This window comes from Acinetobacter sp. I-MWF (assembly GCF_025433935.1).
GTDB lineage: Bacteria > Pseudomonadota > Gammaproteobacteria > Pseudomonadales > Moraxellaceae > Acinetobacter > Acinetobacter guillouiae.
This window is the reverse complement of record NZ_JAMBAR010000001.1, coordinates 64,520-78,699: the sequence shown is the minus strand read 5'-3', so window position 1 is coordinate 78,699 and position 14,180 is coordinate 64,520. Positions and strand designations below refer to the sequence as shown.

The window sequence follows — 14,180 nt, the reverse complement described above, 5'->3', positions numbered from 1 at the left end:
ATACCCACCTCAAAAAGTCAAGACAAAGCAAAATCCACAGCAGCTTGCACATGGATCGACGTTGTATCGAACAGCGGAACAGAAAACTGAGTATCTCCAATGAGCATGCAAATTTCTGTACATCCCAAAATAATGCCTTCAGCACCCTCTAATATTAGCTGTTCAACAATATGGATGTATTTCTGACGAGATTCTTCCTTGATCACACCTAAACACAATTCATCATAAATAATATTGTGAACCAGCTGTCGATGCGCTTGGTTAGGCACCAGTACATTGATGCCTTGTTCTTCTAACCGATGCTTATAGAAGTCTTGTTCCATGGTAAATTGAGTACCTAACAAACCGACTTTGCCAATATTCTGATTTAAAACGTCTTTTGCTGTTGCATCAGCGATATGAATAAATGGAACTGAGACCGAGTTTTCAATAGCAGAAGCAACTTTATGCATGGTATTGGTACACAGTAAGATCCCTTCTGCCCCAGCTTTCTCCAACTGAATTGCCTTCTCTTTTAAATACAGTGCTGCATCGTCCCATAAGCCTTGACGCTGTAATATTTCTATCTCAGCGAAATCAACACTGATTAAAACAATTTTTGCAGAGTGTAATTTTCCTAATTTTTGTTGAATGCTTTTATTCAGCTGCTGATAGTACAAGTCTGTAGATTCCCAACTCATTCCACCTAATAAACCAATCGTTTTCACTTTTTTGCTCGCTTAGAATTTTCATCTTTTCTAGGGTCTTTTGATATTTCATCAATGGTTTGCGTTGTAGACTCAAATTGAGCAAGTCAGGCATATGATCAATATCAATCAAGTTACTTTTGTTTCAAGCCCATATATTTTCCAATACAATCGCTTAAAATATCCTGTGACTATCGTACGATATCGTCGTGATCAAGCCTTCATTCATAGTTTCAATTTAAATCTCGTCCTACTTACCGCTGAAACAATCTACACGATATCGCATATTTGTATGATTATTCAGCTATACTTTGATCTCATTTCAGCTCTTTATGATTCGCATGCGCCTAGACTTCTTCGATTTGCAACTGTTTATCAATATCGTGGACACAGGAAGCCTCACCAAAGGCGCAGAACGCTCGTCGATTTCACTACAGGCAGCCAGTGAACGTATTAAAAAACTCGAACAACAATATGCCACAAGCCTTTTTACCCGCCATGCCTCTGGGGTCAAACTCACAATTGCAGGTCAAACTTTTGCAGAACAGGCTTTACGTCTAATACAACAAAGTAAACAGCTTGAACAAGCGATGTCACCCTTCGCAAAAGGTCTAAGCACACAGATGACTTTGTGGTGTAATTCATCTGCACAAAGTGAATATCTGCCCTTATTACTTCCTCAGTATTTAGTTGAAAACCCCCATATTCAGATTGATCTACAAGAAGCTGAAAGTAATGAAATTATTCAGACCCTTGAAAAAGGCAATGCAAAACTCGGCTTAATTTCGAGCTTTTTTAATGCACATCAATTACAGACTTTAACCTTTTCAGATGATCCGTTAGTGCTGATTTGTCCATCAAATCATGAATTAAGCCAGCGAACACAACTTAGACTGGTCGATACACTGAACTATGCCTTTGTGGGTTTAATGCAATATCACTCTCTACAGCAGTCGATTGAAAACCAAGCCAAATTGCTTAATTGTGCAATTCAGTATCGTTTAAGATTGCCAAATTTTGCTGCGATCGCTCAAGTAGTTGCGAGTGGTGTCGGCATTGCCATTATGCCCAAACGGGCAGCAATGCGACTCAATCAACTCTATGCATTTGATCAAATTGAACTAGTCGGTGAATGGGCAAAACGTCAACTACAATTGGCTGCTCAAAATTTTGATGAACTTCCAACAGCATATCAACACTTTGCCCAATTCTTAATTTCACAAAAATCGAAACTGATTTTAGTTTAAATAATCTGAATTCGATATAAAATTCTTGATGAAATATGATACTCGGAAACGTCATCCGCAACTGTCTGAGGCAGGACCTCATGCATAAAGTATTGTTTCTGCGATTCATTGAATACGTCGCTGGTGGTTGACGAGTTTTGCGGATGACAATGGTTTTGCCTACTTTTGTCGAAACAAAAGTAGGGCGAGCCGCAGGCTGATCCTGAAATTGAATGACAGTTCAGTAAGACTCCGTCAAGATCATTGTTTTTCAATATATTAAAGATATCTTTAAATCAAACTCACGTTAAATACTTAATTAAGCACCACGCTGATATTCATTTTTAAAACTAACTAAATCGCTATCATCTGCTTTGATTTTTTCAGTTTACCCAATAGGGCCATAGCTTCACATTTGCGGAAAGCGCGATTACACGACCATTTAAGTCCACGAATTAGATCACGCCAAATTGATGCAATACTGAATATAAGCCAAAAATCACCAAGCCACAGAAGAAAACTTTACGAAATTTTTGCTCTGGAATACGATAACGAATTTTTGTTCCCACCCACATTCCTATTAATGCAGGTACTAAGGCAATAAGAGATAACTGATAATCAATTGGCGTATCTTCAACAGGGTTTTGATGTAAAAAAACGGCAAGGCACAGGGTTGAAACGGTAAAAGCTAAACCTAGAGATTGAACCAAATCATCACGCTTTAACTGCAAAGATTGTAAATAAGGGACCACAGGAATCACCACCACTCCCGTGGCAACAGTTAAAGCACCGCCTAAATATCCAATGATTGGCGAAAGCCATTTTTCATGCGGTGCAAGATTTGGCATACGTTTGGAAAATAAACCATAGAGTCCATACAATGCCAGCATTCCCCCCAGTAATGCTTCACTATGGAAACCACCACTAGAGTGGCCTAAAGTGGGGAAAATACTCCAAATTGAACCGATAATAATTCCCAACAATAAGGGATAAAAACGGCGAACCAACCGCCATACATGACCTTCAGCAAACAATTGCCAAAAGTTGGTCACCATAGATGGAATGATCAATAAAGTTGCGGCTTGGAATGGGCTAATCACAAGGCTTAAAAGTCCCATTGAAACGGCAGGTAAGCCAAGACCAATTGTGCCTTTAATCATGCCTGCAATTGCAAATACACCAATTACAAATCCCATCATGTCGTTTTACCTCAATATTCTGAGGCAATGCTACGCCAAAGCTTTGTTTTGAAATATCACTGTTTTTAGGATAGAGCCTCAAGCAATGATTGAGGCTTGAGATTGAGTGTTTTGGCTAAGTGTCTAAGAAAAGAATTTACGATCATTTTACGTTACTCAAGTAAGCAAGCTTCCTATAATTTTTTTACCTCATTTGGATCTATTCACAATGAATATGTCGCTTACCAATTCTACAAAAATATTCCCCACAGCACTGGTCTTAGAAAATCAGGACATGCATGATTTTGACAAAGAAATCCAACAATATTTAGAAGATTATCCAGAGACCCAGTTTATTGATATCTGCTTACATGATCTCAATGGTCATCTTCGTGGTAAGCGTATTGAAGTAAATGCCCTCCACCAATTGCAGAAAGGTTGTTATTTTCCATTGTCTATTTATGCGATGAGCTTGGATGGTCAAGTGGTTGAAGAAAGTGGGCTGGGGAAATATATTGGTGAACCCGATCGCTTATGTATACCCATCTTGAGCAGTCTAAAGCCTTGTGCAGATCAACCCAATCAGCATGCCCAGCTGCTATTAACCATGAAATCCGATGATGGTTCAGATTGTGTGATTGAGCCTCGCAATATATTAAAAAGAATTTTATCGACACTGCATCAGATGCACTATTTTCCAATGATGGCTGGTGAAATCGAATTTTATTTGTCTGAAAATATCCAAGATGCTCCGTTTTCTCCCCAATCTGATCCGCTTTCTACCCAATGTTTCGATGTCGATACTCCGCATAATTTTCAAACTGTCATTCAACAAATTGAATTAGAAGCAAAACGACAAGATATTGATTTAACAGGTGTTGTAGCTGAAAGTGCTTCTGGACAATTTGAATTGAATATTCAGCACAGTGACAACATTTTAAAACTGTGTGATGACATCATGAGTATTAAACGAATGATTCGTCAAATTGCGATGCAACATGGTTTAAAAGCCAGTTTTATGGCGAAACCAAATATGGCGAAAGCAGGCAGCGGCATGCACTTTCATATGAGCATACGCAACCAATGGCAAGACAATCTTTTTAAAATAGATCAGTTAAAAAATCCAAACCCCATCATGCACAAAGTGATTGCAGGTTTACTTGACTTAATGCCCGCATCCATGGCTATTTTAGCACCCAATATTAACGCATTCCGCAGATTTCAACTTGGCAATCATGTTCCACTAGAAGCCAATTGGGGCTTCAATAATCGCAATGTTGCGATTCGCATCCCCTGTTCAGATCAGGACAATCAACGCTTGGAATATCGTGTTGCGGGTGCAGACGTCAACCCTTATTTGTGTGTTGCAACGATTCTGACGGGGGTACTGCATGGCTTACATGCAGCACTGGATTTACCTCAATCAATCCAGCAAGTAAAAGTGATTAACTCACAGCATTTCTTACCCTCTCATCAGCTTGAAGCACTGCAATTATTTGAAAAACATGCAGTCTTTAAACAATATTTTGGTTCAGATTTCATCCAATTATGGTGTGCATGTAAAAAATTTGAATATCAATCTGTCATCAATAAAATCACAAATGCAGAATTGGAATGGGGCATATAAAGGGCTGATTCAAGAATGAAAATGCCTAAATCAAAATATAGTCAACTTGTCAAAAACGCATACACAAGAATATAGTTTCTCTTAATTTATATCTTTAATTAAATCAATTACATGGTGGAATAAATTGTTTGATTATAAAAACGTTCATTGCCACATTTTGCTTTGAAAGTTTGAATAAGTTTGTGTAGGCGATGCCTAACTTTTCAGAGATGAAAAGTAACAAAAATCTTCTGTTGGATGAGAGGTACGTCCTGTACCTCCATCCAACGGCGACATCCATGTCGCCCCACGATAGGATAACCATCTATGATTCAAAAGTACAAAAAACGAATTGATAACCAATAGTTTCTAAGAGTTGATACAAGAACATAAGTTCATTTATGATCAATGACTTGATGCAAATCATTTATATGAATAATTAGGTGGTTTGGCTATAATATGATGATCATAAATTAACACTGATCAATAAAAAACCCCTTTTATATAAAAGGGATTTTAAGCAGCTTAGACTGAATTATGTTAATGCTGGTTATGATTTAAACATTGAAATAAATAACAATTTAAAAATTATTTACATACGACTTTAAAAAATGCCAGATTAATTTCATCATCATCGATATTACTTGGATCTGATTCTTGTGGATCGCTATTGATCAATTGACCATTTTTTTTATAATCTTCAACCAAGGTGATATTTGTCGTACGATCAGCACATTGGTCTAAATTATGAGAAAGTGTATAGTCACCTTTTTTCATATCCAGTTCTTCACTGTCTGCATCAGCAACAAACTTAGCCCAATAATTAACCGTTTTGTCTTTTTTCACAATACGATCGGTATCTAGATAAAAACTGCCATCCTCATCTTTGACAATAAATTTCCAATTTTCTGCAAGTGCGTACTGACTCAACATTGTTGTGATGCAGATTAGAATAATTTTTTTCATACCGTTCTCTAAAATAAATATTTTTATGGGCAAAATTGAAATCACATCACCGTTATGGACGGATTTCTTTTAATTCTCTTTGGATAAAATGCTGGATCATTTCCCGATAGAGCATTTCCACCAAATCAGGGTTGGTGCCAACATCTATGGCTTTCTGACGTACTTTATTAATCACTTGTTGTACACGCTCTGGAGACTGTACGTCGTCTACATTACGTTTAAATCGGACAGCTTGATCAACATAAAATTGGCGGGTTGCAATCAGTTCAATCAGCTCCTGATCCAACTGATCGATTCGATCACGTACTTGTTCTAATGATTCACATTTCTCTTTTTTAATCATCTGTTTTTTCTGCATCCTGTGCTTCTATATGATGTTGAGCGCGTTCCAACTCATTCTCGGCTTTATACTTCTGTTCTAACACATTACTAAAAATACTTTCAATCATCCAAACCCGATATAGGCTATTAAAAACGTAACGCTTTCCTTCAATACGCAATTCTAAAACAGGAAAATCAGGCTGATGCTTCTCTGCACATTGCTGATCATTGGCTGTTAATAAAGCTTCAACATCTGTATCTGTTAGATTTTCAATCCCTAAATCATGTTGCATTTGCTGTAAATGCGGCTTGAATGATAAATCACGCCCCTTGGTCCAAACCGCTTGTAAAATGTCATACATCACATCTACACGTTGCTCTTCTGGTACGCTGTAATAAAGCTTTGCCATATTTAAGGTGCTTTCAGCAGTCGGACGACAGAACGGGGTAAATTTCACTTCTGAGCGCTTGGAAAGACGGGTTGCCAAACTCCAATCAAAAAAGTCCCGACCGTGATAACTCAGCGGAAATAAGTTCAACTGAATATTATAATAATTTGCGAGTTCTTCTTTGATATATGCCAATAATAACCAACTGATTGGGTCCTCTAAGGCAATATATAAATCAAGTTCAGGATGCATGGCCTGAATTTCAGCAAGCTCTTCCGCATCACTCATCAAATGCTCACGCCATTCAATGTGATTGATCAGAAAAATAGGGTTATCAATCAATAATTTTTGTTGTTTTAAGCGACGAGTCAGCCGTAATAAATCATCCACTGCATGATATTTACGTCCACCAAATTCAAAATAGCTTTCTAAAATTGGGCTTTGACCAAAAATACGTTCTGGAAAATTCTGTGGTTTTTGATGCTGACTAGCCATCACGAATAAAGTACGCAATTTGCCATACTGCTGCTGCCACAGCATATGAAATACATCTTCGAGTAAATAAAGAAAATTTTGACCGGTCAGCGGTGTATTTCTAAGAATTGTTTCCGCTTGTTGTAATGCTTCTTGAGTCGGTTGTTCTGGTTTTTCATCATCATAACTAAAGCGATGTTGATTGGCTAAGATTTTGGCGTCTTCTAAACTATAATTACGCCATTCCTCTATGGTCATGCCATTGGGGGGTTCTGCTGCGGTATTGGAAATAATCACTTTAAGTGGCTTTAAATCATCACTTAAAAGATCTTCCAATTGGGTCAGTTGCTGTACAGCAAGATAACTATAAACATCATCTAAACGCAGATAAATACTCAGTCCCTGTTCCGTAGATAACACCTCTTGACGAATCGGCTTTTGGTAAAACCAACTCGATCGGATTGGATCAAACCAACGGCGTAACAGTGACATGCGTAGAGCCTCGAAATAAGCACTGAAAAATAAAAGAAAATCTGATTGAAACTCGCTCAAGCATACCATTCATTCACGGGTGATGCTGAGAAAATTAATTCTAACCAGTCATAACAAAACTTATAACAATTTGAATCTGAATGATCAATATCCCAAAACTCGATAAAATTTAAATCGTTAGGTCAATGCAAAAAAAAGCACCCAATCCATGAGTGCTTTTATTTTGTTTGGGAATCGTATTTTAACGCTTAGATTTCACGCACCGCACCTTTCGACGCACTGGTGGTATGCATAGCATAAGCTTTTAATGCTTTTGAAACCTTACGTGGACGTTCTTCAGCTGGCTGCCAACCTTTTTCGTCTTGAACTTTACGGCGTGCAGCTAAGGTTGCATCATCAACAGCGAGATGAATTGTACGATTTGGAATATCGATTTCAATCAAATCACCATCTTCAACCAATCCAATAACACCGCCCTCAGCAGCTTCTGGCGATACGTGACCAATGGAAAGACCTGAAGAACCACCAGAGAAACGACCATCTGTAAGTAAAGCACACTCTTTACCTAAGCCTTTCGATTTTAGATAGCTGGTTGGGTAAAGCATTTCTTGCATACCCGGACCACCGCGTGGACCTTCATAACGGATGACAACCACATCACCAGCTTTGATTTCATGACCAAGAATTGAATCTACAGCAGCGTCTTGGCTTTCAAAGACACGAGCCGTACCATTAAATTTCAGGATCGAATCATCTACACCCGCAGTTTTTACAATACAACCATCTACAGCGATGTTCCCGTACAGTACAGCCAAACCACCGTCTTTAGAGAATGCATGTTCAGCATTACGGATCACACCTTTTTCACGGTTACCATCTAAAGTTTGATAATAACGGTTTTGTGAAAATGCGGTTTGAGTCGGAACACCGCCTGGTGCTGAACGGAAGAACTCGTAAACCTCTGGATCTTCGGTACGAATAATATCCCATTTATCTAAGGCATCTTTCAACGTATTTTCATGTACGGTATAGACTGATGTATCCAATAGGCCAGCACGATCCAATTCACCTAGAATTGACATGATACCGCCTGCACGATGGACATCTTCCATATGGACATCTTGTTTTGCAGGGGCAACTTTACACAACACAGGCACTTTACGCGATAAACGATCAATATCGTCCATGGTAAAATCAACACCTGCTTCATGTGCCGCGGCCAATAAATGCAATACGGTATTGGTTGAACCACCCATTGCAATATCTAGCGTCATCGCATTTTCATAAGATGCTTTGGTCGCAATTGAACGCGGTAATATGGTGTAGTCATCTTGCTCATAATGGCGTTTTGCCAACTTAACAATCAATTGACCGGCTTTTTCAAATAATTTTTGACGATTTGCATGGGTTGCTAAAGTTGAACCATTACCCGGTAAAGATAAACCAAGGGCTTCTGTCAAACAGTTCATTGAGTTGGCTGTAAACATACCTGAACATGAACCACAAGTTGGGCAAGCTGAACGCTCATATTGTTTTACTTCTTCATCGGTAAAACTATCATCAGCAGCAACCACCATCGCATCAACGAGATCAATCGCATGTTCTGTACCACGGATTTTAACTTTACCTGCTTCCATTGGACCGCCAGACACAAATACCACTGGAATGTTCAGACGCATTGCCGCCATTAACATCCCTGGTGTGATTTTGTCGCAGTTAGAAATACACACCATGGCATCTGCGCAATGCGCATTGACCATATATTCAACAGAATCTGCAATCAAATCACGCGAAGGCAATGAATACAGCATGCCGTCATGCCCCATTGCAATACCATCATCGACCGCAATCGTATTGAATTCTTTTGCCACGCCACCCGCTGCTTGAATTTGTTCAGCAACCAGCTGACCTAAGTCTTTCAGATGTACATGACCAGGTACAAATTGAGTAAATGAGTTGACTACCGCAATAATCGGTTTACCAAAATCTTCATCTTTCATTCCTGTTGCACGCCATAAGCCACGTGCGCCAGCCATATTTCTTCCATGTGTCGATGTTTTTGAACGATAGTCAGGCATTTGTATTTCCAACATTGTTTGAGCTTGAAATGAATATCAATTCACTCTGGCTAAATAAAACTGATGATATAGCAATAAATCAGTCGAAATATGAACACATCATACTATAACTTAGCATATAACCAATGATCTTGAGCATGATCTTTTTTTAAACAAGACGTGTCTATTGATATTCCAACAAGCTTTATAGATAAATAAAACATTAGAATTTAATATAACGCTATCGTGTTGGATAAAACACAAAACTTCTATGAATAATTTTTTATTTTTTAATAAAAAATATTTATCACTTAATAAAATTCACTAAATTTTATTTTATAAAAGGCCTCAAAAAAAGCCCGTTCATTCATTTTTGCACAGATTATTTCTGTTTAATCAAATATAAGCCAGTACATTGTTTGCCTTCACGGTCTGTACAAAGCTCCGCTGTTTTGGCAGATATCCATTTTAAACTTAACCGGATATCAGCATTGCTATAATCCACAGGCTCGCCACCACAACCGGCTTTTTTGTTGTCTAGCTTAACTTTCATGGCTAAAACATCTAAAGTCTGAGCATTCTCATTTCTTAATATTGCAAAATCACCTGTCATCCGTTTTTGCTTTGTGGTGTAAGTAAATTGGTCTGGTTGAGTAAATTGATAGCTTTCGGTACATTGGGCCTCCGCATTGTACACAGTCCAAGTTCCCCAAAAATCATTGGCCAAATTCACCTGATTTTTATCAAAGGCCTGTGTTTGCACAGCAAACCCGAAACCAAGCAACACTAATACTATCTTCTTCATCATTTTTATACTCAATACATTCAAATTAGATTTTAGAGCCAAGTTAAGTGAATAGTTTAATTCTTTTTAAAGCATTGCATTAAAAAGTTTGGTTAAAGGCTTTCTTTAAAAAGTGTGTTGCTGATGTTTCTGCTGGGTTAACTTGGCAATCAATATTATTTGGTGATGTATGATTTATTCAAAATAAACCAGAACAGTAAATAATTTAAAACGCCCGATGAATTTCATCGGGCGTTGGTATGCAATAAGGCTCAATCTATTTGAAGAACAAACACCTTCTTTTAAACTGAATGTATTTGATTATGCATTCAGTTTTACCAAGTGATGTTTACTCGGCGGTTAGGTGCTAAACACTCAACCAATTGAATTTTTTTGTTCATTCCATTGCATTTCTGATACACATCCGTTTTATTTTCTGCTGAAAATTGAATTTGATCCGCAGGAATTCCTTGTTGTTTCAACAAATTTACAACGGTATTGGCTCTCGCTGCTGATAAACGTTGGTTATACGGAAATGAACCTAAACGGTCGGTATAACCTGCAACAAAAATCTTGCTATTCCCATCAGTTTGTTTAATTTGATCGGCAATTTTGCTAATCACTTCAGGATTTTTTACCCCACTTTTATCTGAATGATCAAAATAGAATAAAACACTGGCTGATTGGCCTGTAGAGGATAGAGCCGTTTGTTCTGTCGCGGATTGGTTATTGATACCCCAAGCCATCAGACCTTGGCATTGTTCACCTTTCCAATATAAGTTTTCTGAACGGTAGTGCTTATCAAAGTCTATGCGTAACTGGCAACGTTTATATTGATTTGAACTCGGTTCTCGAACATCCAATACGTAGTTCCAAGTTTTAACAGCAAAGAGGCCTTCAGAAAATTGCGGATTCCCCAAAACATGGCGAATCTGATCTTTGCTTAAACCTTTATCTAAACGTGCCACGTCATCATATTCATAACGATTCACTTGCTTTAAATAACTGTCTTTCACTTCAGGAAAATGAATTTCTTGGGTATTTGATGTTTCAACTTCAGCAGCATGACTCAATGACATCACAAGACCACTGAATACACTGAACATAATTTTTTTGTTAAATGCTTTCATTTTTTCTCTCTTAAAAATTTGCGAAGAAAAAGGAAGACCGTTCGATCTTCCTTGTCTCGTGATTTAGTCAATTACACCACTGATACCGATACGAACACTTGGATCGCCTTGAGATGCTGCTGCAACACCACCTGTAATCGACCAACGTCCATTGTCTGCAGTTTTACGTAAGGTCACACCTACCGCATTCTCACCACCATGGTATGCCGCACCTGCTGCATAGGTATATTTACCAGGAATATATGGTGCTGATTCAAGTGCCATTGCTGCTGCAATACCCGCATTGGCTTTTTTCTCTACATCATCAATCCGGTTATTGGTAATACGGAAAGCGTTGTCTAACTTGTTGCTGACATTGTCAATTTTGCTATTCAATGCTTGATCCGCTTGGTTCAATGCATCGATTGCACCACCGACATTGTTATACTTAGAGTCACCTACATTGTAAGTTGGTGCAGTGAAGCTACCCGTAATATTGTCATAACCAGCACCACCGCCAAGATAATTCACAACTGCTTGGTTGGTCGTATTCAATTGGCTACCGTTGACTGCATCTTTTGATGTTGCATTGACTGCGCCATCTTTAACACCTGTCACAACACGGTTGCCATCTTTACCCGCCACACTCACACTTGTACCACCAGTATCTTTCGCAACTGTAACTGTTGCGTCTTTACCTGCTTGTTGAACTAAGCCGACAGTACCATTGTTAATATCATTTTTGATGTTGCTGATATCCGTTGAGTTTTGATCAACTTGTTGCTGAACATTCCATAATTGACCACCATTTACAGCATCTTTAGAACCTTGACTAACTGCACCATCTTTTACATTGCTAATGGTTGTGCCATTTGCACCACCACCAAGTGTGATCTTATCTTTTGATGCATCGTCATATTTAACAGCATTATTGGCAAGCTCATTGACATTGTTATTCACAGTGCCAATTGCGCTATCTAACTGCCCTTTATTGACTGCATCTGTAGCGTTAACAGCATTTGCCACATTGGTAATTGTTTTATTACCAGCGTTAATACCTGCCACCGTTACACTTGGCCCACCTGCAATAGTTAATCCTGTGTTGTTTATCACAACCGCATTATTACCAATTGAGATTCCAGCATTATTGAGAACCGTATCACCTGCTTTCACAGAATCAACTGTTAAATCTTTTGCTGTTGATACTTCATAGTTGTCTGAACCATCAGCATTTTTGCTCTTATTCACAACAATATTCTGACCATTAGAAACAGTCGTTTTAGATGTTGTTGCTGCAGAACCAATGGCTTTATCCAATGCTGTTAAAGCATCTCCAACATTCGACTGATTACCTTGTGCAACATTATAGCTTGGTCCTGTAATGGTGCCGTCAGCATTGACTTTCGCATTACCGCCCAAACCATTTACAAGTGCGTTTTGAGTGGTAACAACTTGGTTACCAACAGCTTTTAACTGCGCTACGTTTACAGCATCAGCATCTGCGCTACCCGCTGCAACACCAGTAATTTGACGATAAATACCGCTTGCCGCATCACCAACTGCTACTGCACCAGTTGTTGATGTTGTATTGCTAATTGCTGTTTTGTCTGCACTTGTTGCAGCTGACAGCGCATAACCCGCAACACCAGCACCAGTCGTCGCCGCTGAGCCATTGCCTAACACAACTGAACCAGCAACTGTTTTGGTCACATTGTTTCCAAGTACAAACGTATCATCTGTAAGCACTTGGTTATTATTACCTACAGAATAACTGTTTGCACCATCAACAATGGTCGGATCACCAATCGCACCAGAATGGTTGCCTTTCACTTTATTGCCCGTACCAATACTGATTGATTGTGTACCTAATGCCTCAGCACCCTGACCAATTGCAATGGATTGTTTGCCCTCAGCTTTTGTATTGTGACCTAATGCAACAGCACTATCTGCACCTGTTGCCACAATTGCATTTACACCAATCGCTGTAGAGTTTAAACCACCCGCACTTGAGTCATTGGTTGTTCCCAAATCACCTTTCGACATATCGGCATTGGTATGGAAGAACTTAATACCATCGGTATTCATCTTCTGCACTGTTTGACCAATCGTCAAGCGATCTGTGGTTTCTTGACCTTGCTTATCGTAGGTTAAGAACAATGAATCTTGATTTTTATTGTCAGGTTTCGTATTTACAACTTGATCAATAATATTCACTTTGTTGCCATTACCATCTACAACTTCAGTGATGTTTTTCGTGACAGCTTGCTTCAATTGCTCTTCAGTCGCTGCTCTACCTTTAGTCGCAAAATCACTCGCTGTAAGATCTTTATTACTCAATCCTTCAATTGTGTCACTTGCCTTATTAACAACAACATTACCTACAGTCACTTTATCGAAGTTTACGTCTTTCGCTGTTGCAACTTGATAGTTACTTGAACCATCTGCATTGGTACCAGCAGTCACAACAACGTTGTCTCCAGCCGTAACTGTGGTCTTCGCTTTAGTTGCTGAATCTTTAATGCTGTTGATTGCACCATCAATTGTGTTTGAACCCGTGCCACCAATGTTGCTTGTCGTAATGATACCAGTCGTTGCATCTCTCGTGGTCAAACCGCCAATTGCATTTTTCAGACTATTACCAACATCGTACAATTGACTACCGTTGATCGCATCAGTTGATGTTGCATTAATAGCGCCTGCTTTAACGTTGGTGATCGTGGTTCCACCTGTACCTGCAAGGGTTACGTTGTCATAGTTTGCACTACCATCAGCATTCTTGTCGTACTTCACTGCAAACTTATCAGTCTCACCTTGCGATGCATTGAGAGTATTGATCGCTTTGTTGATGCTAGTTTCTGTGTTGCCACTACCATCTTTAACTGTCAATGCTGT

General features: G+C 38.9%; 10 protein-coding genes and 1 pseudogene. 2 read left to right on the top strand and 9 right to left on the bottom strand.

All coding sequences use genetic code 11. The features are described from left to right. Positions 1-17 precede the first annotated feature (17 nt). Positions 18-707, bottom strand: a complete 690-nt coding sequence (locus M2R48_RS00345; protein WP_262084759.1) for an aspartate/glutamate racemase family protein — start codon at positions 705-707, stop codon at positions 18-20. Between the two features lie 320 nt (positions 708-1,027). Here M2R48_RS00345 and M2R48_RS00340 point away from each other — a divergent pair, with 320 nt between their 5' ends. Beyond that, positions 1,028-1,933, top strand: a complete 906-nt coding sequence (locus M2R48_RS00340; RefSeq protein WP_262084758.1) for a LysR family transcriptional regulator — start codon at positions 1,028-1,030, stop codon at positions 1,931-1,933. Positions 1,934-2,367: 434 nt separating this feature from the next. Here the strand turns inward: M2R48_RS00340 and M2R48_RS00335 are convergent, their stop codons facing one another. Further along, positions 2,368-3,111, bottom strand: a complete 744-nt coding sequence (locus tag M2R48_RS00335; RefSeq protein WP_004818219.1) for a sulfite exporter TauE/SafE family protein — start codon at positions 3,109-3,111, stop codon at positions 2,368-2,370. Between the two features lie 208 nt (positions 3,112-3,319). Between M2R48_RS00335 and M2R48_RS00330 the strand changes: the two genes are divergently transcribed. Continuing rightward, on the top strand, positions 3,320-4,717 hold the full coding sequence (locus M2R48_RS00330) for a glutamine synthetase family protein (protein WP_262084757.1): 1,398 nt from the start codon (positions 3,320-3,322) through the stop codon (positions 4,715-4,717). Positions 4,718-5,284: 567 nt separating this feature from the next. On the opposite strand, the gene M2R48_RS00325 is transcribed toward M2R48_RS00330, so the two are convergent. From M2R48_RS00325 to ataA, 7 genes and pseudogenes are all read right to left on the bottom strand, one after another. Beyond that, positions 5,285-5,662, bottom strand: coding sequence for a surface-adhesin E family protein (locus M2R48_RS00325; protein ID WP_262084756.1), 378 nt, complete (start codon positions 5,660-5,662; stop codon positions 5,285-5,287). A 52-nt stretch (positions 5,663-5,714) separates the two neighbouring features. After that, a complete protein-coding gene (locus M2R48_RS00320) occupies positions 5,715-6,005 on the bottom strand; it encodes a chorismate mutase (RefSeq protein WP_016539541.1) in 291 nt (96 codons plus the stop codon). Continuing rightward, positions 5,998-7,338 carry a hypothetical protein gene (locus M2R48_RS00315; RefSeq protein ID WP_004718883.1) on the bottom strand — a complete coding sequence of 447 codons (1,341 nt, stop codon included), beginning with the start codon at positions 7,336-7,338 and terminating at the stop codon, positions 5,998-6,000. Before M2R48_RS00315 ends, M2R48_RS00320 begins: the two co-directional genes overlap by 8 nt. Before the next feature lie 248 nt (positions 7,339-7,586). After that, the gene (gene ilvD / locus M2R48_RS00310) at positions 7,587-9,416 is read right to left on the bottom strand and encodes a dihydroxy-acid dehydratase (RefSeq protein ID WP_004718884.1); all 1,830 of its coding nucleotides are present in this window, start codon (positions 9,414-9,416) and stop codon (positions 7,587-7,589) included. Positions 9,417-9,777: 361 nt separating this feature from the next. Further along, the gene (locus M2R48_RS00305) at positions 9,778-10,203 is read right to left on the bottom strand and encodes a hypothetical protein (protein WP_262084755.1); all 426 of its coding nucleotides are present in this window, start codon (positions 10,201-10,203) and stop codon (positions 9,778-9,780) included. A gap of 311 nt (positions 10,204-10,514) precedes the next feature. Continuing rightward, positions 10,515-11,309 (bottom strand): trimeric autotransporter adhesin/peptidogylcan-associated protein TpgA, encoded by a 795-nt coding sequence (tpgA, locus tag M2R48_RS00300; protein WP_105713947.1) that lies wholly within the window; start codon positions 11,307-11,309, stop codon positions 10,515-10,517. A 63-nt stretch (positions 11,310-11,372) separates the two neighbouring features. Next, a pseudogene (ataA, locus tag M2R48_RS00295) lies at positions 11,373-14,180 on the bottom strand (trimeric autotransporter adhesin AtaA); the annotation flags it as partial.